This window comes from Actinophytocola sp., from assembly GCF_049647105.1.
Classification (GTDB): Bacteria; Actinomycetota; Actinomycetes; order Mycobacteriales; family Pseudonocardiaceae; genus Actinophytocola.
This window is the reverse complement of record NZ_JBARWZ010000063.1, coordinates 1-21431: the sequence shown is the minus strand read 5'-3', so window position 1 is coordinate 21431 and position 21431 is coordinate 1. Positions and strand designations below refer to the sequence as shown.

The following is a 21431-nucleotide window of genomic DNA, read 5'->3' as shown; positions in this document are numbered from 1 at the left end:
GTAGCTAATGTCTCAGTTCATGCTGGTCGGGCCACAACAGAGAGGACGGAGTCTGTTCGAAGCAGTTTTGAGTTCAGGTCACCCAGTGCGTTTTGAAAATTTGGGCCGGTTATGTCTGTCCAGCTAACTCCATAAGATCCGAGCGCATCCAGTCGAAGACGGTATCCTTGGTTGTCTTTGCTGACAATATCCAGCTCTTGGAGCCCTTTCAGGGTCGCTGCCGCAACTGTACTGTTGCCGATTATTTGACGGTCCAGTTGGTCCTTGAAAATACTGGGCCTGCCCGATACTGCAGATCGAAATGACGATAGTATTCTTCGCGTCCAGAAAAGAACCTCATATGATGCTTGCGGTGAGATATATGGCTGGGAGATATCAGGAGCGAACTTGTATTCGCGCCACTGATGCCACATGTCCTTCCAGCTCGCGCGGAGCGCCGACTCTGGGTAGGAGAATACTCGTAGGTCGGTAGCGTGCTGTACGCTACTTGCCATCAGGAAAACGCCAGCTTGATCAGGCCCCCCAATTGCAACGAAACGATTTCCTTTGAGATCAATTTCTTCGCAGATCGCGAAGAAATTTGGCCCGATCTCGATCTCGCCGTTGACGGGATTGAATACTAGTCCGCCCTTGCCGAGAATCATGCAATGACTAATGGGGCTACTCAACTCTAGAATCCCGAATTGATTGTCTACATCGAATGCCAGATTGTAAACGTCGTTAGGGGGTTCGAAATCGGACAGTATCAGGGCGTCGAGGGCGCTCTCTTCGCTGCTTTTGTACATGGCCATCGTACGGCCGCTGCCTCCCAATGCATGTGACCGGATCAAGCTGTCCACAACGTCTTCTGTAACCGAACCGGTTGTCTGTCCTTCAGGAGTTTCGCGTTCGATATCTTGAGTTAGCGCATAGACAAAGTGCACGAAGAAGGGGCCAACGGCGGGAATGAGTGACAACAGTTCCTCGCTGGAAGCGCCGCAAGTTTCGATAGTTGGCGACGTGGCGATAAAGGCGCGGACATAATCACTGAATACAATGTTGCCAAAAACTCCGGCGGAGATAAAGGGATGATCTGGAATAAATGGCTGAATGAGATCTTCGTACGCAGATCGATTGGCAGGATCTAGCATCCCATACTCTGTGTTCTTTACAGGGAGTCCAGACAGGTGCTTGAGTATATGGAGAGCTTGCTCTTCACGAAGATACAGTTGGTTTGATACTTCGTCAGGAAGGCCAAGCGACTTCGCAATATGGGCTCTGACTTTTTCGTGCTCACGGTCGAGAAGTCCTTCGACAATCTGGCGAAGCAGTGCTCCTTGTGATGTGCGATTTCCCGAACCTTGAAGAGTTGTTCCCGACTGAAGGGCGGCGTCGGGATTGTCTACAGCGAGTTTCTCTGCAAGGACCATCAAAACCGGCGGATAGCCAAGAAAAGACTCAACTTCGGGCCAGTATTTTTCTGCTTTTGAAGATTCTTTTGCGCCTAGCGCTTGCGCAATCTCGCTGAATATACGATCACGGTATTTGCCGAACGGTACTGGATGCGTCCGATGAACTATGTACTTCTGTTGTCCGCGTTCTTCGCGTGTGTCTAGCGTGGAGTCAATCAGCTGTGTTGCGAGGCTATAAAAGAGTGGTCGAATAACCCAATTTTCGACCTTAACGCCTAGCTGTTCGAGATGTTCCATCGCCGCTTTGGCCGCCTCGCGTCTGCCGAGTAAGATTATTTGTTTGCAGGGCTTAGCGTCACGAATGATTGTTACGATGTTTTGAAGGAAAGCTAGATAATTCTCACGCCCTGCTAATAGCTGGGCTTCGTCTAAGCTGTCGAGTACAAGACTTCCTTCACCTGCTCGGAGACTATTAACGAAGTCTGCGGCTTGCGTCCATCCCAAGACCCGAGTTAGTAAGCCGACAAGTGTATCGCTACCTACTTGTAGTTTCGACAGATCGACAAGTGGTGCACCGCTTAGAGAAGCTATGGCCTCGGCTGCCGCTGATTTGCCTCCAGCTCCTGGTGCCGTAATAACCACAATTGACGACTCCTGGGAGTTTGTGTCGACATCGGGCCAGATATAGGAGGTTCGTTCTTTGCTGCTAACGTAAAAGCTATCGTCGGGCGACTCGACTATGAGCGGATTATCCGAATACCTATTGGGAAGTTGGCTCGCGAGTCTGCGAAGGGACCACATGATCGACATTGCGCGAGCATATACAAGGAGGTGGTGGTATGCCTACCCTAAATTGTCGTCAGAAGTTGACAATTTAAGGACATTTGTAGGCAAAAGCTATTGCGGTCCCTTTCGTGTGACTGGTCAGTAGCGCTGGGTGCCAGGCATCGGTGCCCCCAATGTCTGGGGACCGTTGGAGGGCATGGCCGGGGGTGGGGACCGGTCGAGGGGTGCGAGATGGGGTGCGAACTAGTGCTTCCCGCTGCCTACTCCGTGCCATCGCCGCAACTCCTGGCTGCAATATTCCCAGCTGGGCACGTTGTGCGCTCGTGGTCTGGAGCCTCATAATCCCTTGGCCGTGGGTTCGAGCCCCACCCGCCCCACCCTTGGGCTGTTCGGTGGCCTTCGGCCACCTTCCCCGTCTTCTTGCTTGTCGGTGGGGGCGACCCCCGCACTTCCACGGTGCGGTCGGTTGCTGACCCGGCGCGGCACCTTGATCGTTGGCTGCCGCGACCTTGCCTCGTCCTTCGTGGTTCTTGTGCCGGCTGCGCGTGCGCGGGTACGCCTCGCCGACCGTGTGGCACAGAGTGAGACTCCTGATGGGCTCGCACGTTCGCGTGCAGGCTGATAGTGGGCGTGATCAGCTGGCGAGAACGGTGCCTTGGCGGTGCACCAGGTGCCGGGTTCCTCGTCGTGGCGCCAAAGCGGCTTCCTGTCCTGCTTGTGGTTCCCGTGGTCGACTCTTCGTGAATCATCAGCGATGCATGTATGATGTAGTCATGCGAACCACTGTTGATCTACCGCCTGCGGTGCATCGTCGGGCAAGCGAACTCGCAGCGACGCGGCATCAGTCCCTTTCCGCCGTGGTGGCGGACTTGGCCGTCCGTGGACTCGCCGCGCTTGGTGAGCCGGTCACGGTCTCCACCGACCCAGTCAGTGGGTTTCCTGCCGTCACCCTTGGGCGTCGCATCACTTCCGCCGACGTGGCTGACGCGTTGGATGACGAGTGAGCGCTGCCGGCTATCTACTCGACGCGAACGCGCTCATCGCGCTCGTGGTGACTGATCATGAACACCACGACAGAGCCGCCAGGTGGGCCGCGGATGCGGGACAGCTCGCGCTGTGCCCCATTGTTGAGGGCGCGCTGGTTCGGTACCTGCTACGCGCTGGCGAAACACATGCGACAGCAACGGAAGTCCTCGCTGCTTTCCACGCGTCGCCGCGGTGCGAATTCTGGGCGGACGCTGTCTCATACGCGGCTGTCAACCTCACGCATGTCATCGGACATCGTCAGGTGACGGATGCTTACCTGGCTGAGCTCGCAGCCAGCAGGGGTGGCCAGTTGGCCACTTTCGATCAGGCACTTGCCAAGACGCTCCCGGAGCGTACGGAACTGATTCCATAGTCCGGTCAGGCGTGGCGTTACGCGACTTATCGTGGCGGACGGCGCCGGACCGGATCCAGTCTGACCTCCGGTCCATCCACCAGCACTTCGCGGTTCTTACGCCGATTCGTTAGGTCCACGCTTGTCCTGTTCGGCACTGGCGCGCCTTCCATGCCTCTCCTTGTTCGTTGTTGGGGGCGACCCCACACCCCCACGGTGCGGTTGGTTCCTGACCCAGCGTGGTCGGGTTGTGTGGTTGTGGCTGGCCATGCGGCAGGAGGGCTGCTGGCGGGTTGCGCCAAGTCGCGACGGCCGCCAGAGCTTCCGCCGCCTGCGGGCGGCTCCCGGGTGGCGCCGCCCCACCGCTCGTCACTTCTTTGACTTTGCCTTCCGGAAGGCCTTGGAGATCTTCTCCTTCGTCTTTGGGTCCTTGGCCTTCCTGAGCAACTTCTTCTCGGCCTCTTTCGCCTTCGGCGAATTCGCGGCCTTCTTTATCTTGTTCATGAGTTTTCCCATTGCCCGCTACCTTTCTTCCTTGCTGCCTTTGTGAGTCAGTGCACGTCGACATAGAGGACTTCGATGGCGTTGTTGCCGTAGCCGAGCCGGTTCCAGGGTGGGACGTCTGGTTGGACGTTGCCCGCCGCGTCGGTTGCTCTTGCGCGCAGCGTGTGCCTTCCCACGTCGGTTGCCTTCCAGTCGAACGACCAGTCCTGCCATTGGTACGGGCCCTTGGGTGGCTCGAGCCGCGCCGGGAGCCACTCGCCTTCGCCGGTGAGGCTGACGTCGACCCGCGTCACCGGTCCGGTTCCCGACCAGGCCTTGCCGCGCACGGTGCAGGTGCCCGCGTTGATGTCCGACGCGTGGGCGGGAGCGGTGATGCGTGCCCGCACGCGCATGTAGTCGACGGTCTTGTGTGGACGGTCGGGCCATTCGTACATGTAGTGGCCGGTCTGGAACTCGCCCGTGTACGGCTCGGTCAGGACGTCGATTCGCTTCAGCCACTTGACGGACGCGACGGCGTACCAGTGGGGCACGATGAGCCGGAAGGGCGCTCCGTGGTCGGGCCACAGCGGCTCGCCGTTCATCTCGTAGGCGATCAGGATCTCCGCCGAGGGATCGACCGCATGCGCCAGCGACAGTGCGCGCACGAAGGTCAGGTCGTCCCGCCTTGTCTCCTCGAGGACCGGACGGAGGTGGTAGGCGCCGTGATCGGCGCCCTCGAACCGGACGTCGACGCCCCCGGTCGCCGGGCGTGCCCGCCGCAGGACCTCGTGCAGGAGCGCGCCGGTCCAGCGGGCGGTCGAGACGGCATAGGAGCCCCAGGGTTCGCCGGTCGGCAACGGTCTCGTGTCAAGACGTCCGTTTCCCGCGCATTCCAGCGTGACCGCGCGATCGACGGTCGGCATGGCGCGCAGATCGTCGACCGTCAGGGTCAGCGGGTTCTCCACGGCGCCGCCGATCTCGAGCGTGCCGTCGTGTGCCGGTATCGCGAAGTTGCTGCGGACGTAGTGGAGTTCGGTGGGGGTGAGGTCTCCGGTGAGCGCCTCGGGCGGCGCCTCCGCGTTGAAGGGAGCCGGGTTGATCATCTGAAGTGCGGCGCGTTCCTGGCCGATCCGGTCTGCCACAGTCATCTCAGTCTCCTCGTCAGTGCGCGGTGCCGCACATCAGTAATCGGCATCGCGGAAGGTCGGGTCCCGGTCTTCGTTGAAGGCGCCGATTCCCTCGACGCGGTCGGGGTGGACGGCCGAGCGCCAGTGCGCCTCCATCATGATCGCGATCGCCTGCTCGACCGGCTGACCCTCGCCGAGGTGAACGGCCCGCTTGACGGCCTGCACCGCCGTTGGCGAGTTGCTCGCGATCTTCTCCGCGATCCGGTGTGCCGCGGCCATGAGCTCGGTCCTCGGGTGGATCTCGTTGACCATGCCCAGTCGGTGCGCCTCGTCGGCGGTGAGCGGGTCGCCGGTCATCAACAGCTGCAGGGCCTTTCCCGGCGGGAGCAGCCGGGGAAGGAACACCGGTGAGCCGCCGCCCGCCGCGAGGCCGATCATCGCCTCCGGCTGGGCGAAGGTGGCGTTGTCGGAGGCGATGATGAAGTCCGTGCTTTGCGCGAGCTCGGAGCCGCCGCCGTACGCGATCCCGTTCACGGCGGCGAAGATCGGCTTGCGTAGCTGCCGCACCGTGTAGAGCGTGCGATCGAAGTCCTGCCGCTGGCGAAGCCAGTCCTCCTTCGTCATGTCCCTGCGCTGGCGCAGATCGCTCCCCACGGAGAAGGCCCGCTCCCCGGCCCCGGTGAGGATGACGACGCGGACGGCGGGGCGGACCGCGATCGTCTCGACGATCTCGGTCAGGCGGGCGCCCATCTCGGTGGTGATCGCGTTGTCGGCCTGCGGCCGGTTGAGGGTGATGACCGCGATGCGATTCCCGGAGACGTAGTCGACGAGCACGGGGGAGTCGGGCTCCGCGAGGTCGGGCCGCGGCGGGCCGAAGTCCAGTGCATGCCAACGATCGGTGGTTTCCGAAGTCGTCGCCACGTCGTCCTCCTCTGCTCGGTCGGTCACGTCTCGAGCTCCGCCAGCCAGCGCAGTGCGCGCAGGCCGGGGGCGAAGCAGTACTCGCCGCCGCGGGTGATGACGAACGGTGGCAGCTGTTGTAGTCGACGGCGGATCGGGCGATGGGGAATGGTGAAAGTCCCCGAGCCGTCGCTCGCACCGACGAGCGGGTCCTTCTCGGCAGGCGCCCCGATGAAGATGCCGTCGTTGAGCCACTGGGTCTTGACGAACTCGAACTGGCGCTTGAGCTGCGCGCCGGCGAAGACGAAGACGATGCCCCGGTCGACGCCGTCGTCATCGAGGACGCCATCCGGCAGCATCGGGCCATAGCTCGTGCCGCGCCGGATCATGCGGTGGAGGCGCACGTTGACACTGCCGTCCTCGTCGAGAGCGTCCCTCGGGTTCGCACGCCGCGCGTGCGCGCCTGCCGGACACTTGAAGCCGCGCCGATCGTCGGTGTAGAGGAAGTCGTTGTTGCGGCGCCGGTCGGCGCCGACCTCGGGATCGTCGTGCTCGGGGGACAGCGTGAGCGGAGCGCCGCTTTGCCAGCGGCCCACCATCTTCGCGCCGAGCAGCGCCTCTTCCTCGCGGCTCGCGGCTCTCTCGCGAAGGTACCGCCGGTAGGCCGCCACCTTCGTGTGCAGCTTCCGGAAGACGACGTACGTGCCGTTTCGGCCGAGGATCTCCGGAGCGGGCATCGGCGGTAGCTCGCCGGTCTCGTCCGGGTAGCCGAGGATGATCTCACCGGCCTTGAGCGGTTTCTCCTTCGGATTCGAGGCCGGCACGCCGCTGCCTTCGATCGCGGGCTGGCCGATCCCGTCCTTGAAGCCGAAGGAGGTACGCCCGGTGGGAAGCTGGAAGCAGTCCTGCTGCCAGATCAGCTCGATGCCGGACCGCTCCTCGGCGGCGCGGCGGGCCCGCTCCACGAGGCCCCGCAGGCGCGTGGCATCGGGGGAGAGGATCGCCATGGCAACGTGGACGTCCGAGGTGCCGAGCGGCTTCTCCCAGTTGGCCGGGCTGCTGTCGCCAACGTCGCCCAGCTCGGCCGCGCGTGCCGCCATGCCCTGGCGGAACTCCGGTGCGAAGCTGTCGAGCGAGTCCCTCGGTACGCCGAGTGCCTTCAGGCCCTGATACGTGAAGGCCACCGTGACCCAGGCGTCGTCATCGGGACCGGGTGAGCGCCGTGCGGAGTCGACGAGCGGGAGCAGTCGCGCCACCAGCTCCCGCCCGGCGACGCGGTCGTCGATGCGCAGCAGGAGGTAGGTGCCGACGTAGGGCGACGGCCGCTCGTGCAGCGCCCCTGTCTGGATGTCGTCCAGCTCGAGGCCGATCCCATCTCCGGTACTCATGGCTACACGTGCTCGGGGGGCTCGGGCGGGTCCGGATTCGGCGGGCTGAGGTAGGGGAAGGTGCGCGCGGCCGGTCTCGACGCGTGGTCGACCCCGTCACGGATGACGGGCCCGTTCCCCGCGTTGACGAGCTGCGTGAACAGGGTGTCGATCACGTCGTCGTTGAGCGCCCGCCCGCCGCAGGTCTCGTGTGGTTTGCCGTCGAGGGCGGCGAGCTCGATCTCCAGGAAGGAGCCTCGCTCGGCGTACGGCTTGGTGAGGTCGACGACGAGGAAGTCGGCGAGCACGAGCTTCGTCAGGGGGTGGTCGCCGTTCCCGTCCGTTTCCCAGTCGGTTCGGCCGTCGAGCCCGTCCCAGAACGCGAGGTTGGCGTTCAGCCTCGCCCGGTAGGCACCCTGATAGCTCGGCCCGAGGTGGAACGCGTCCTCCATGTTGTAGAGGTCGCGGAGTTCGAGGTCCCGGTTCACCTGATCGAACTGCTTCGGCGCCAGCATCATGTTCTTCACCTCGGGCCGCCCGACGCGTTCGATCCGAACGGTGAACTTGCCGAGGGTGAGTGTCTCGGCGACGACGCCGACCAGGTCCGCGCCGCCAAGGAGCGCGGAGTCGACCTCGACGACCAGGCTGAGGACGTTCTTGCCGTCGAGGAAGATCGAACCGGGATCGGTGAACGAGAGCGTGCCCGTCGAGATCGTCCGCAGCGCGGCACGCGCGTCCATGATGAACGGATCCCAGCGTGGGCCCGCGAAGACGCGCACCCCGTGCGCCGAGCCGCCGTGTTCGTCGTTCACCAGGAACGTGACCGTTCCGCCCGACGGGGTGGTGCAGGTGCCTTCCTGCTCGGCCCTCCCGGGAGGGGAGAAGACGCAGTCGAAGACGAACTCCTCCGTGCCTGCCACGAACGGCACCGGATCGCCCGGCGTGCCCGCGGTCAGCGGACGCAGCCGGAAGCGGTAGATGAGCCCGTCCGACAGCAGATCCGTTGGTTTCGCGAAGGGCAGCGTGTTCACCACGAGCACGAGACGCCCCGGCCGTTCCGGGCTCGGAAACGCGTAGACGTCGGTGATGTCCGCGATCGGCTCGGCCAGCGCTCGTGGTCCGGAGATGTGATCCGACATCAGTCGGCGGCCTCGTCCAGCAACGGTCGCAAGGCCGGGTGCGCCAGCGCGTCCTCGGCGTCCGGGTGGTCCAGCACCTGCTGGAACGCCGCGTTCACGCGCCGGCTCTTCCGGATCTCTTTCGTCGTGCCGCCGTAGTTGCGTGCGTACGCCGCGGCGGTCTGCTGCGCGCCGAGGACGAACGCCTTCAACGCGGCCCGGTCAGGAAGGCCGTCGTAGCCCTCCGCGTGCCTGAAGATGACGTCGAAGAGCGCCAGTGTCGGCCCGGACGTGAAGAAGTCCTCCATGTAGGCGTCCCACGGGCCGTCGAAGCTCGTCACGAACGCGAGCCGGGTGTCGTCGTCGAAGAGCACGAACCTCGCCTCGTGGATCGTGGTGATCGCCATGCCGTAGTCCCCCGGCCGGTACCCGGGAGTGTCCTGCAGGTCGCGGAGCGCGGTCCGCAGTGCCTCGCCCTCACCCGGCCTGACACGGAAGAACAAGCTGAACTCACTCGTCGGGCCGACACTCATGCCCGGGCGGGAGGTTTCTGTCGCAGGCGTTGCCATCGTGTCTCCTTTGAGCGATGTTCACGTTCGCAGGCAGGTGACCGGCCGGCCTCATCTCCCAGGGGTGAGGTCGGCGCCGGGATCGCGGGACCCGTCAGCCGGGCGGGGGTTCGTGGGTGATGTCGACACCCATTGAGGGGGTGTGCCGGCCGGTGTCGTCCTGGTGGAAGGTCATGGTCGCGATGACCTTGACGACGCCGTCGGTGTGCCTGGCCAGCTGTTCTGCCAGCGAGACCTGGCTCTTCAGCTCCAGCCTGCCGTCCAGGGTCACCTGTCCGTCGTGGACGCCGACGCGCACCGTGTCCGGAAGCGTGCGCATGCCAAGACCGATCTGGAAGACGTCGCGGATGATGTCGTCGCGGATGTCCTCGTCCTTGCGGAGGAACACGGTCAGCAGGTCCTTGCGGCTGACGATGCCCACCAGCCTGCCGTCGTCGTCGACTACCGGGAGGCGCTTGACGTTGTGCTTCGTGATCTCCCTGGCGGCGTGGGCGATCGTGGCGTCGGCGGTGACGGTGATCGCCGGCTTGGTCATCAACGCGGCCGCGGCGGTGCCCTCGGCGCGGGGGTCCCGTGGGGTCTCATGGTGGCGGCGCCACCACTTTCGCTCGGGCGTCTGGCCGGGTTCGCCTTCGCCCTGCCTGACGAGCAGGTCGGCCTCGGACACCACGCCGAGCACATGAGTGGTCGCGTCGACGACGGGTACGGCGCTGATGTCACGCTGCTCGAGGACCCGCACGATGTCCTTGAACGGCGTGCCTTCACGCACGGTGGCCACATCGGTGCTCATCACGCTGCTGATCTTCCGGTGACTCATCGCACGCTCCGATCCGGAACGAATCACTCGATCGCGTTCACCGGTGTAACCGATCCTTCGCGCGGAGTGCTCACCCTGCCCGAGTGATTCCGTCCCCGGCGGTGTGCTGATCGGCCGTGGCCGACGTCGTCTCCCCGGGAGTGGCCATCCGCCGGACGGCCGCGCCACCACGACGAATCAGACCTTCGGGATGGAGAAGTCACCCGGCAGAGGTGAGTTGCCATGCGGTAGGTAGTGACTTGACCTTCCTCATTGCGTATAACTTGTTCTAATCCCTGCGCATGTGAGGAAGCTCACGTCATGATGACAACGGTGTCTGACAACAACTCTCGCTCAGTTTCCCGTCGGCTGTTCATCACTGGAACTGGTTCTATTATCGCGACCGCCGCCCTTGCCGGACGGGCCGCCGCCGCCATCGGGGACGGGGCGCACGTGCCGGTCCTCGTGGTCGGCACCGGCTACGGCGGATCGGTCACCGCCCTGCGGCTCGCCCAGGCCGGCGTGGATGTCCACATGCTCGAGATGGGTCAGGCCTGGGACACCCCCGGCTCCGACGGCAAGATCTTCCCCAACACCAGGACCCCCGACTACCGGTCTTTCTGGCTGCGCACCAGGACCAAGCAGCCCCTCAGCAACTTCCTCGGCTTCCCGATCGACAAGGACGTGCCGCGCCACGCGGGCATTCTCGACGCCGAGGAGTTCGCGGGCATCACCGTCTACCAGGGGCGCGGCATCGGCGGCGGTTCGCTCGTCAACGGCGGGATGGCCGTGACCCCGAAGCGGGAGAACTTCGGTGCGGTCCTGCCGTCGGTCAACGCGGCCGAGATGTACGACGTGTACTACCCGAGGGCCAACGCGGAACTGGGCGTCAACCACGTCGACCCGGCCTGGTGGGAGACCGTCAACTGCTACCAGTACGCGCGGGTCGGCCGCAAACACGCGCAGCGGTCCGGTTTCGCGTTCACGCTCGTGCCCAACGTGTACGACATGAACTACATGAAGCAGGAGGCTGCCGGGTCCGCGCCGAAGTCGGCCGTGGACGGGGAGATCCTGTACGGCAACAACTACGGCAAGAAGTCACTGCCGAAGACCTACCTCGCGCGGGCCCGTGCGACCGGGCGGGTCCAGATCACGCCGCTGCACCGGGTCACGTCCGTCGCGCGGGCAGGCAACCGGTACGCCGTGGTGGTGGAGCAACTCGACACGAGCGGCAACATCACCGCCACCAAGACGGTCACGGCCGACCGGGTGTTCTTCGCGGCGGGCAGTGTCGGCACCAGCAAGCTGCTCACCAAGCTGAAGGCCACCGGTGCGCTGCCGAACCTGAACGGTGAGATCGGCAAGGGCTGGGGCGACAACGGCAACGTCATGTGTGGCCGCGCCAACCACCTCTGGGACCCGACCGGCACCGTGCAGACCTCGATCCCGACCGCGGGCATCGACAACTGGAACGCGGGCGGCGCGTTCGCGGAGGTGGCGCCGCTGCCGACCGGGATCGAGACGTGGGCGTCGTTCTACCTGTCCATCACGAAGAACCCGAACCGTGCGCGGTTCACCTGGAACGCCGCGGCGAACCGGGTGGATCTCGACTGGCAGACGGCGTGGAAGCAGCCGTCGATCAGCATGGCGAAGTCGATCTTCGACAAGATCAACTCCAAGGAGGGGACGATCTACCGCACCGACCTCTTCGGCGTGTACAAGATCTGGGGCGACCACCTCACCTACCACCCGCTTGGCGGCGCGGTGCTGAACAAGGCGACCGACAACTACGGCCGCCTGCACGGCTACCCCGGTCTCTACGTCATGGACGGTGCGCTGATCCCCGGCAACACGAGCGTGAACCCGTTCGTCACGATCACCGCGCTCGCGGAGCGGAACATCGAGCGGATCATCGCGGAGGACCTGTGACCGGCAGGACGCACTGGGTGTCGAGGCCGAGCACGCGGTTGAGCCTGCCGAACGCGAGCCACGAGCCGAGGCTCATGGAGAGTTCCACGATCTCGCTCTGGCTGTAGTGCTCGGTCATCCGCGACCAGAACTCGTCGTCGAGGTTGTGGTGGTCGATGGCGTACCGCTCGGCGTACTCGGCGGCCAGCCGCGTGCGGTCGTCGAACGCGTCGGTGGTGCGCCATCGCTCCACCGCTTCCGCGAACTCCGGCTCGACCTTCTTTCCGTCGCGTTCCGTTCGCCAGTCCTGGCAGAACAGGCACCCGTTGATCTGCGCGATCCGCAGGCGCGCGGCCTCGAACTCCCGCAGCCCCAGCGTGCTGTTGGCGTAGACGGCCAAGGAGAACTTCGAGGCCGCGACGCCGATGCCGGGCACCATCTCGCCCCACACATATCCGATCGGGTCCTTCCCGTCGGGGATGTCGACGTGCATGGCTACTTCCTCTCCAGACGGCCGGGGCGGAGCGGTACGTCAAGCGCGTCGTACAGGCCGGGTTCGGCGTCGGCGAGCCAGTCGATCGCGTTCACCAGGCGGCCGACGGCGGTGGCGTTGCCGCCCGCGGACCGGTTCTCGCCCTCGTCGGTCGCCTCGACGGTGACCTCAATGCGCGGCCTGCCCTCGATGACGACGCGGTGCGCACCCGCGCCGTCCGGTGGTTGCGGCCAGTCCGGCGCGCACGACGGGTGGATGCGGGTCACGTGCTCGATGACGATGCGGGGCTCGCCGTCGACGATGCCCTGGACCTCGAACCGAACCGCGCCCTGGGTGCCCGCGGCGAACTCGCCCATGGTGCGGGTGGTGACCGTGGTGTCGAGCGGCCTGCGGTCCATCGTCTCGCGGAGTTCGTCCAGTTCGACGCCGAGTGCGCGGGCCATGAGCCGGATCTGGCCGCCCCACACCATCGTCGGCACCATGGGCAGCAGCATCGGCGGCTGGTAGTCCATCGGCTGGCCCATGCCGACGAGGTAGCGCACGGAGTCCGGCTGCTCGTAGGTGGAGTAGTCGAAGATCTCCTGGCAGCGCACCACGTCGACGCGCGTGCCGAGGCCGGAGATGAGCAGGGGCAGCACGTCGTTGCCCCAGCCGGGGTCGACACCGGAGACGAACAGCGAGCCGCCCCCGTCCGCGATCGCGGCTAGAACGGGTTCTCGTAGCTCGGCCGGCGCGTTGCGCTGGTCGTAGAGCGGGTACAGCGACGGCGTGACGACCACCGCGCCTGCGCGGATCGCGCGGACGATGTCGGCGAGCGCGTCGTCGAACCGGACGTCGCCGGACGCCGCGTACACGACGGCCCCAGGACTGGCGGCGAGTACGGCGTCGATGTCTTGTGTGGCAGCGACTCCGAGTTCGTGGCCAAGGTCGGCGATGAGGCCGGCGTCGCGCCCGGCCTTGGCGTCGTCGTGCACGATGACGGCGGTCAGTTTCAGTGCGGGATGGGCGTCTACCGCGCGAATGGCCGCCCGCCCGACGTTGCCAGTGCCCCACACCACCGTGGCAATCATGCTTCGAGGCTAGCTGAAACGTGTTTCAGTTCATAGTTGCCGGTGTCGCCAGCGGTCACGAACGGACTTCCCGCTCACGGTCCGGCGACGTCACCCCGGGAACGCGACCTACCATGAACCGGTCGCGGTGTGTGTCTCGGAGGTTCAATGACGATCAGCGTGTTCGACCTGTTCTCGGTCGGGATCGGGCCGTCCAGCTCGCACACCGTCGGGCCGATGCGGGCTGCCCGCACGTTCGTCGCCGGGCTTGGTGACGATGGGTTGCTGCCCTTGGTGCACTCGGTCAAGGCCGAGCTGTTCGGCTCGCTCGGCGCCACCGGGCACGGGCACGGCAGCGGTCCCGCCGTCCTCCTCGGGCTCGAAGGGGACCATCCCGAGACCGTCGACACCGACACCGTGCACGACCGGGTCGAGCGGATCCGGGTCACCGGGCGGCTCCGGCTCCTCGGGCAGCACGAGATCGCGTTCGACGACGACGCGCTGGTGCTGCACCGGCGCCGCAGCCTGCCGTTCCACCCCAACGGCATGACGTTCGAGGCGTTCGACGGGGCAGGCACGTCGCTGCGGGCACGCACCTACTACTCGGTCGGCGGTGGGTTCGTCGTCGACGAGGCCGCCCAGGGCGCGGACCGGATCAAGGTCGACGACACCGAGGTCGCCTACCCGTTCCGCACCGGCGCCGAGCTTCTCGCCCACTGCCGCCACACCGGGCTGCCGATGAGCGAGATCATGCTCGCCAACGAGACCTCGTGGCGGTCTGCCGACGACGTGCACGCCGGGCTCACGCACATCTGGGACGTCATGCAGGAGTGCGTTCGCCGCGGCTACACCCAGGACGGGACGCTCCCCGGCGGCCTGAAGGTCCGGCGCCGCGCCCGTGAGATGTACGAGCACCTCTCCTCCGACCCCTTCTCCACCGACCCGCTGCGGGTCATCGACTGGGTGAACCTGTTCGCGCTCGCCGTGAACGAGGAGAACGCCTCCGGCGGGCGGGTCGTCACCGCCCCCACCAACGGCGCGGCGGGCATCATCCCCGCCGTCCTGCACTACTACGCGCGGTTCGTGCCAGGCGCGACCGCCGATGGCGTCGTCCGGTTCCTGCTCACCGCGGGTGCGATCGGGGTGATCTACAAGGAGACCGCGTCGATCTCGGGTGCCGAGGTCGGGTGCCAGGGCGAGGTGGGTTCCGCGTGCTCGATGGCCGCTGGCGCGTTGTGCGAGGTGCTGGGCGGCACGCCTGAGCAGGTCGAGAACGCCGCCGAGATCGGCATGGAGCACAACCTCGGCCTCACCTGCGACCCGGTCGGCGGGCTGGTGCAGATCCCGTGCATCGAGCGCAACGCGATGGCGTCGGTGAAGGCCATCAACGCCGCCCGCATGGCGCTGCGCGGCGACGGCATCCACGTCGTCACGCTCGACAAGGTCATCAAGACCATGCGGGAGACCGGCGCCGACATGAAGGTCAAGTACAAGGAGACGGCACGCGGCGGGCTCGCCGTCAACGTCATCGAGTGCTGATGCCGATCCGGCGGTCCCTGTCGGTGGTCGTACTGTCACGTAGGGCGGCGGCGGAGGAGGCCGGGTGACAGGGTGGGACGGGCTCGCGCCGACGTTCGCGTGGCGGAAGTCCCAGCGGCACCTGCTGGAACTGTGCGGGCACGTCACCGACCGGCGCTGGCACGTGTGTGCGCCGCCCGGCGCCGGGAAGACGCTCGTCGGGCTGGAACTCGCCCGCCGCCACGGGACCCGCACGCTCGTGCTGTCGCCGACGACGGCCATCCGCGACCAGTGGCGTGGCGCGGTCGCGTTGTTCGGCACGGCGCCGAGGGGGTTCGCGAGCACCGACCTCGACCGGCCCGCCGAGCTGTACTCGATCACCTACCAGCTGCTCGGCAACCCCGGCGCCGCGGCCGACGACCTGACCGCCGCCGCACGCAGGCTGTGGCTCGCCGAGGTCGCCGCCAAGGCGGGCGAGGACGCGGCCAGGGACCGGGTCGCGGCCGTCGAGCGGAGTGACCCGGCACGTGCCCGCAAGGAGCTCGGCAGGCACGTGCGGATCCTGCGCCGGTCGCTCGCGACCGGTGAGGACGTCGGCGTGCCCCCGGCGGAGCTGCTCGGGGCGCGGGCGTCGGCGATCGTCGAGCGGATCGCCGGGCTGGGCATCGGCTGTGTCGTGCTCGACGAGTGCCATCACCTGCTCGACTGGTGGGCGCTCGTGGTCAACGCGCTCGTGACGCGGCTCGCGGCCGACCGCGACGTCGCCGTCGTCGGGCTCACCGCCACGCTGCCGGAGCCCGGGACCGTGCGGGAAGGACTGAACTACGCCGGTCTGCTCGGCGAGGTCGACGCGGAGCTGCACCTCGCCGCGATGGTCGCAGACGGCGGCGTCGCGCCGTGGCGGGACGGGGTGCGGGTCGCCGAGCTGGCGGCGGAGGAGACGCGGTTCCTCGACACGTGGGCGTCCTCGTTCGCCGACCAGCTCGACGCGGTGTTCCTCGGCGAGCCGTTCATCGAGTGGGCGGTCGCCCGCGTCGAGTCAGAAGAGGACGGCTGGGCGCGGCTGGAGAACGCCGACCCACCCGTCGCCGTCGCGCTGGCCCGCTGGTTCGCGGCGCGTGGCATGGCCGCCGACGCGGCGGGGGAGATGACACTCGACGACCGCGTCCTGCTGCTCGACGCGTGGCTGCACGACCCGCTCGCGGAGCCGGAGAAAGACCTGCGGGACAAGGTGAAGCAGCTGCTGCGCCGCCACGGCATCGCGCTGTCCTCGGCCGGTGTGCGGTGGACCCGGTCCGTGGCCGACATCGTGTGTTCCCGGTCCACCGCGAAAGGCGTCGCGGCTGGCGAGGTACTGCGGCAGGAGGAGGCGGTGCGCGGCGACGACCTGTGCGCGCTGGTGGTCGTGGAACGCGACCGCGCCACCAGCCCGCCTGCCGAGGCGCGGGCCGTGCTCGGCGAGGACGCGGGCACGGCGGCACGAGTGCTCGCCGCGATCTGCCGCGAGAGCGCGGTCGCCGCGCGTGGCGTGCTGTGCGTGACGGGCAGCGGCGCCTGGTGCGACGCGCTCGCCGCCGACCGGGTGACGGCCGCGGTCAACGTGGCCGCGATCGACGGGCGCTGGATCACCACCCGTGGCAGCGACATCCCCTCGGTGGTGGAGCTGGTGGGGCACGGGCCGTCGTGGGACTCGGCGCGGTGGCTGACCGCGGCGGCGGCCGCGCTCACCGACGGCGCCGCGCGGACGCTGGTCGCCACCCGGGGTCTGGTCGGTGAGGGCTGGAACTTCCCGCCGCTCAACGTGCTGGTCGACCTGAGCGAGGTCGCGAGCACCACCGCGATGACGCAGCTGCGCGGCCGGGCGCTGCGCATCGACCCGGAACGGCAGGACAAGGTGGCGTCGCTGTGGGACGTCGTGATCGCGCACCCGACCGCGCACGGCGACTGGCGCCGGTTCCGCAGGCGGCACACCCGCTGGTGGGGCCCCTCCCGCGACGGCACGCTGGTGACCGGCGCGGGCAAGGTGCACCAGAGGGCCGCCGGGCCGACGCCACCGGCGCCTGCCGAGCACGCGGAGCTGAACGCCGACAGCGCCGGGGTGATGACCGACCACGCGACGACCCGGCGCATGTGGGCGGAGGTCGACGCGGCCGGGGTGGCGACGAGCGTGGTCCACGTCGCGGGGCGGCGGGTACGCAGGCAGGTGCGGACGCGGGGCCGCCGGTGGCGGACGGTCGGCGCGACGGCCGGGGCGGTGTCGGGTGCGGTGGCCTGCGTGGGTGCCGCGGTCGCGGGGTGGCCGGTGGTGGCGGTGCTCGCGGTGGTCTGCGGGGTCGCGGTGCTGCCGTCGATCGTCCTCGCGCGCGGCAGGAGACGGTCGCGGGACGACTTCCTGCGGTCACTTGGCGAGGCGGTGGCGGCCGGTCTCACCGCGGCGGGCCACCGGGAACTGGCGGACGCCCGCGTCACCACCCATGCGACACCGGACGGCACGGCCACGACGATCGACGGTGTCGACGACGACGCCGCGACGCTGTGGGCGGACGCGTTCGAGGAGGTCGTCGGCCCGCTCGGCACCCCGCGCTGGCTGCTGGCGAACGGCGACCACACGTGGCGCGTGCCACGCGTCCTCGGCGCGACCCGGGAACGGGCGGCACCGTTCGCGGCGGCGGTCGCCGACGTGTTGCCGGGCACCGTGTTGCTGCGCGCGGGTTCCCAGGAGGCCACCGAGCGCGCCATGGCCGCGGCCCGCACCCGCCCGGACGACACCCACCGAACCCTGCTCTGGACGTAGAGCACCCCACTCCGCCCTATGCACGACTCACGCGACCGTGCCGGTGTGGCCGAGCCAGCGTTCGCGCCACGCCAGCCGCAGGCGGATCGCGCCGAGGACGAGGTCGTCGGCCATCAGGTGGGCGACCGCCTCCCGTTGCGCCCACGGGCACAGTTCGCTCAGCAGGGCGGGGATCTTCTCCGCCTCGACGCCGTTCACGAGCGACACCGCGATCTTCGCGCGGCCGACCACGTTGCCGTTCGGGAGGACCCTGGCCCGGTAGTAGTCGATCCGGGCCGACGTCACCCGTTCCGTGGCCGTGCGCAGCATGGACGCCACCAGTTCGGCCACGTCCGGCAGCTTCCGGTCGCCGAGCGGGAGTCCCCACGACAGCCACAGCGGATGGTCCGCGGTCGACACCCACTCCTTGATGGGCGGCCGCATCGGGCCGGTCCGCAGCAACCGGTAGTCGGTGGCGGCCGAGCCCGTGATGTGGCTCTTCGCGCGCACGGCCTGCCGCCGTGTCAGGCCGCACTCGCTCGCCGTCTGGCCGAGGCCGTCGGTGATCGAGAGTGTGGTGCTCGACAGCCGTGCCCTGCCGATCCTGGTGGGCGCCAGCGGTACCACCATGTTGATGAACGCGATCTCCTGCATCGACGACTCGGACACCGCGAGCATCCCCACGTTGCGGGACAACAGGTCCGACGCGATGGCGGCCGACGAGCCGAGGCGCGCAGGCCCGACGAACGTGAGCAGCTGCACCGCGGCTGGCACGGCATCGGGTGCCCACCCGAACAGCTCCGCCTTCCTTGCCAGGTAACGCTTCCGGTCCGGCGGCAGCACCGACCACCACTCGCCGCGGACGCGGCCGAACCGGCGGTCGGCCACCTGCAGGCCGAAACCGTTCTCGGTGGCCAGTTCGGCGACCGCGCACATCAGCGCGATCCGCTTGCCGTGGTTGTCCTGCTCCAGCCCCACGATCATGCGCAGCGCCATGCCGTTCGCGTGCCTCGGCGCCTCGCCGGAGCCGTCCACCCGGAACTGGCGGCCAGGGTCGCGGAACGGCGCGACCGGCGACTGCAGGAACAGCACCGGCGCACCGTCCGGGTCACCGGAGCCGCCTGCCGCGGCCGCCGCCATGCCCTGGTACGCCAGCGTGATCATCAGCGAGTCCGCGTACGTCGGCCGCCACGGCGCGCGGTCGAGGGTCAGGAGGACCTCGACGCTGTGGTCGGTGTCGTACAGGAAGTCCGGGTTGATCACGACGCTGCCCGCGAACACCCCGCCCGCGTGGCCGTGCCCGTTCGTCTCGTGTCTGCGCACCGCGATCCGGCTGGTCGACACCCCGTCCTGCTGCTTACTCGGGGTGACCGGGGTCCACGTGTGTACCTGGAAACCGACGCCGGCGACGTGGAACGCGAGCGTCTCCGTCGCGATCTGTTCCTGTGCGGTCGGTGGCACGAGGCCCGCGGGCGGGAGCCCGGTCTCCTGGCCGTCGTGGGTGATGTCGAACAGGACCGACGGGCTGCCCGAGCTTGCGGCCCGCGCGGCGACCGACGCGAGTGCGGGGTGGCGCAGTCCGGGGCTAGGCATGGTGGTTCTCGGTGCCGATGGTGGAGAACTCGGCACGGCAGCGTTTCGTGTGCCGCAACCGGCTGCCGCGAATCTCGTCGACCAGCCACGTCGGGCTCACCCGGCTGGCAGGCACCCGCCTGCGGCGCTTGATCGCCTTGCCGAGCCCGTCGAGTCCCACGAACAGGAACAGCACGAGGAGCGCCAGCATCCCCAACAGGAACGGCACCCGCAGCGAACCGTACCGGCCGGACGCGACCAGCAGTGCGAGCGCGCCCGCGATGATCACCGACGTGTAGGCGACGTACCGCGGGAACAGGCGCAGCTGGCCGAGCACCGTCTTGTTCGACGGGATCTCCAGGCGGGACAGCAGAAGGCCGGGCACCAGCAGCAGCATCGTCACGATCGCGTCCGCTGACGAGATCGGCCCGCCGCCGTCGACGTCCGGCCGGAACCACGTGCCAAGTGAGCCGAGCAGCGGCCACCCGGCGAAGAACTCGGGCTCCAGCACCGCGCCGAACCCGACGACGAGCAGCAGCACCGCGAGCAGCAGCTTGGCCACGTTGGCCCCGAGCGACGGCGGGTCGTCGACGAGTGCCATGTAGACGGTCGAGGTGACCGGTTCGACCGAGCGCGGGTCGGCGCCGAAGGGCCGCCGCTGCCACTGCGCGTGGCCCGCGTTCTCCCTCGGGTCGTTGTCGGTGTGGACGTCCTGGTCCACCTGCGTCTCCTCCAGCTCGTCCGCGAGGCGCAGCAGGGTGTCCATGGTCATGAGCCCGTCCGCGAGCTTGCGGAAGTGATCCGCCTCGTACAGGTTGGCGAACCGTTCCAGCTTCGCGACGACCGGCTGGTCGAGCGCGAGCCCGGTGCCCTCGACGGGGACCGTCGTGTCCGGCCGGGCCGGGAAGCGCGGCGGCCTGCTGGAGAACGTGGCGTACCGCTCCTCGACGTAGGCGCGGAACTCCGCGAGATCACGCTGGCGGCGCCTGCCGAACTCGGCGAGCCTGCTGGCGATGCCCTGCAGTTCCAGTTCGAGGAGTTTCGGCGCGACCGTGAGCAGGGTGTCGTAGCTCTCGGCCACCGCACGCATGTCGGCGACCAGCGACCGCAGCGCGGGGGAGTCCACGTCGGTGGTGAGGAAGAACCGGCGGACCTGGATCTCCTGCGGCACCTCGGCGGTGACGTGGTAGGAGTTCACGGCCCTCGGGATGAGCGTCGAGTACTGCACGGTGAACTCGTGGCGCATGGAGTTCCAGCGCAAGAGCGAGTGGGGCTGCAGGTGCTTGGACAGCGCGGGGATCACCGGCGCCTCGTAGCGGAGGAACGTCTGCGCCCGGTGCGCTGGCATCGCGACCACGAGCAGGTACTCCGACGACGCGATGTCCAGCAGTTGCAGGAAAGGGCTGTCCGGCTCGAACAGCTGGGTGACGGCGGCCGCGGCCTTCTCGCGGATGCTGTCGGAGTCGGTGAGGCGGCCGCCGTCGGCGGGCGGGGGCGGCGGCACCGCGCCGGGCCGTGGCCGTCCGCTGGTCACCATGGCCGCGATCGTGGCCTCGACGAGCCAGCGGGACCGGTTGAGGCTGTGCCGGATGCCGTGGAGCAGCTCCTTCGGGTCCTCCGTGCGCGGGTCGGAGGTGAGGAACATGCGGAAGGCACGGCACAGCCCGTGGATCAGCGCACGCGCGGTCTCCACCTGCGTGGTGCGCGGCACGACGTTGCCTGCCGCGTCGCGCACCACGAACGACGCCTGCGCGGTGCGGGAGTGCCGGGACACCGGCAGCCACACCGAGTTCGGCTCCTCGTCGGCGGGATCGGTGCGCAGTGCCCACCGCTGCTCCGCGGTCAGCACGTTCATGTTGATGTCGATGCTGACCGTGCGGGCCATGTGTGTCGAGTCGGCGAGCGTCAGCGACTCGCTCATCCGGTCCACGTGCTCCAGCCGCAACCCGAGCGCGAGCAGGTTGAGCCCGAGCGCCTCCCGGTAACCGTCGTGCGGGGAGGGTGCGGTGGGGATGGGTGTGTACCGCAACGCGTACAGGAACCGCGCGAGCCGGTCGCCCTCGACCGGACCTAACCGAGATCTGGCCACCGAATGTCTCCCTACCACCCAGGGAGACATCAACATTACCGACTGTGGTGGCGCGGCGCACCGGGCGTTCGGGTGGCATCGCGCCGTGCGCCGGCTCCCGGATGGGCGGGAGCC

At 67.6% G+C, this 21431-nt stretch carries 16 protein-coding genes; 4 read left to right on the top strand and 12 right to left on the bottom strand.

Going from position 1 to position 21431, the window contains the following annotated elements:
• Nucleotides 1-17 precede the first annotated feature (17 nt).
• The gene (locus WBA97_RS08290) at nt 18-2201 is read right to left on the bottom strand and encodes a hypothetical protein (RefSeq protein ID WP_424230132.1); all 2184 of its coding nucleotides are present in this window, start codon (nt 2199-2201) and stop codon (nt 18-20) included.
• A 976-nt stretch (nt 2202-3177) separates the two neighbouring features.
• Here WBA97_RS08290 and WBA97_RS08285 point away from each other — a divergent pair.
• Nucleotides 3178-3576 (top strand): TA system VapC family ribonuclease toxin, encoded by a 399-nt coding sequence (locus WBA97_RS08285; RefSeq protein ID WP_424230131.1) that lies wholly within the window; start codon nt 3178-3180, stop codon nt 3574-3576.
• Between the two features lie 348 nt (nt 3577-3924).
• Here WBA97_RS08285 and WBA97_RS08280 read toward each other — a convergent pair whose 3' ends face one another.
• The 7 genes from WBA97_RS08280 to WBA97_RS08250 all read right to left on the bottom strand — a co-directional run bounded on the left by WBA97_RS08280 (nt 3925) and on the right by WBA97_RS08250 (nt 9936).
• The gene (locus tag WBA97_RS08280; protein WP_424230130.1) at nt 3925-4071 is read right to left on the bottom strand and encodes a hypothetical protein; all 147 of its coding nucleotides are present in this window, start codon (nt 4069-4071) and stop codon (nt 3925-3927) included.
• A gap of 35 nt (nt 4072-4106) precedes the next feature.
• Entirely contained in the window at nt 4107-5186 is a 1080-nt protein-coding gene (locus WBA97_RS08275) for a sulfite oxidase (protein ID WP_424230129.1), read from the bottom strand.
• Between the two features lie 33 nt (nt 5187-5219).
• The gene (locus WBA97_RS08270) at nt 5220-6113 is read right to left on the bottom strand and encodes an enoyl-CoA hydratase/isomerase family protein (RefSeq protein WP_424230128.1); all 894 of its coding nucleotides are present in this window, start codon (nt 6111-6113) and stop codon (nt 5220-5222) included.
• Nucleotides 6110-7453 (bottom strand): Dyp-type peroxidase, encoded by a 1344-nt coding sequence (locus WBA97_RS08265; RefSeq protein WP_424230127.1) that lies wholly within the window; start codon nt 7451-7453, stop codon nt 6110-6112. The genes WBA97_RS08270 and WBA97_RS08265 overlap by 4 nt, the downstream gene beginning before the upstream one ends.
• Before the next feature lie 2 nt (nt 7454-7455).
• Nucleotides 7456-8571: a DUF4331 family protein gene (locus WBA97_RS08260; protein ID WP_424230126.1), complete on the bottom strand. Its 1116-nt coding sequence runs from the start codon at nt 8569-8571 to the stop codon at nt 7456-7458.
• The gene (locus WBA97_RS08255; RefSeq protein ID WP_424230125.1) at nt 8571-9119 is read right to left on the bottom strand and encodes a hypothetical protein; all 549 of its coding nucleotides are present in this window, start codon (nt 9117-9119) and stop codon (nt 8571-8573) included. Before WBA97_RS08255 ends, WBA97_RS08260 begins: the two co-directional genes overlap by 1 nt.
• 94 nt (nt 9120-9213) lie before the next feature.
• Nucleotides 9214-9936 carry a CBS domain-containing protein gene (locus tag WBA97_RS08250; RefSeq protein WP_424230124.1) on the bottom strand — a complete coding sequence of 241 codons (723 nt, stop codon included), beginning with the start codon at nt 9934-9936 and terminating at the stop codon, nt 9214-9216.
• 375 nt (nt 9937-10311) lie between these two features.
• Between WBA97_RS08250 and WBA97_RS08245 the strand changes: the two genes are divergently transcribed.
• On the top strand, nt 10312-11844 hold the full coding sequence (locus WBA97_RS08245) for a GMC oxidoreductase (protein ID WP_424230145.1): 1533 nt from the start codon (nt 10312-10314) through the stop codon (nt 11842-11844).
• Here WBA97_RS08245 and WBA97_RS08240 read toward each other — a convergent pair.
• Both WBA97_RS08240 and WBA97_RS08235 read right to left on the bottom strand, forming a co-directional pair.
• Complete coding sequence (locus tag WBA97_RS08240) at nt 11825-12316, bottom strand: carboxymuconolactone decarboxylase family protein (RefSeq protein ID WP_424230123.1); 492 nt, start codon at nt 12314-12316, stop codon at nt 11825-11827. The two genes, WBA97_RS08245 and WBA97_RS08240, sit on opposite strands and share 20 nt — an antisense overlap.
• A gap of 2 nt (nt 12317-12318) precedes the next feature.
• Nucleotides 12319-13386: a dihydrodipicolinate reductase gene (locus WBA97_RS08235; RefSeq protein ID WP_424230122.1), complete on the bottom strand. Its 1068-nt coding sequence runs from the start codon at nt 13384-13386 to the stop codon at nt 12319-12321.
• Nucleotides 13387-13533: 147 nt separating this feature from the next.
• Between WBA97_RS08235 and WBA97_RS08230 the strand changes: the two genes are divergently transcribed.
• The gene (locus WBA97_RS08230) at nt 13534-14904 is read left to right on the top strand and encodes an L-serine ammonia-lyase (protein WP_424230121.1); all 1371 of its coding nucleotides are present in this window, start codon (nt 13534-13536) and stop codon (nt 14902-14904) included.
• 64 nt (nt 14905-14968) lie between these two features.
• A complete protein-coding gene (locus WBA97_RS08225; RefSeq protein WP_424230120.1) occupies nt 14969-17677 on the top strand; it encodes a hypothetical protein in 2709 nt (902 codons plus the stop codon).
• Nucleotides 17678-17704: 27 nt separating this feature from the next.
• On the opposite strand, the gene WBA97_RS08220 is transcribed toward WBA97_RS08225, so the two are convergent.
• Both WBA97_RS08220 and WBA97_RS08215 read right to left on the bottom strand, forming a co-directional pair.
• A complete protein-coding gene (locus tag WBA97_RS08220; protein ID WP_424230119.1) occupies nt 17705-19249 on the bottom strand; it encodes a hypothetical protein in 1545 nt (514 codons plus the stop codon).
• Nucleotides 19242-21317, bottom strand: coding sequence for a hypothetical protein (locus WBA97_RS08215; RefSeq protein ID WP_424230118.1), 2076 nt, complete (start codon nt 21315-21317; stop codon nt 19242-19244). The genes WBA97_RS08220 and WBA97_RS08215 overlap by 8 nt, the downstream gene beginning before the upstream one ends.
• Between the last annotated feature and the right edge of the window lie 114 nt (nt 21318-21431).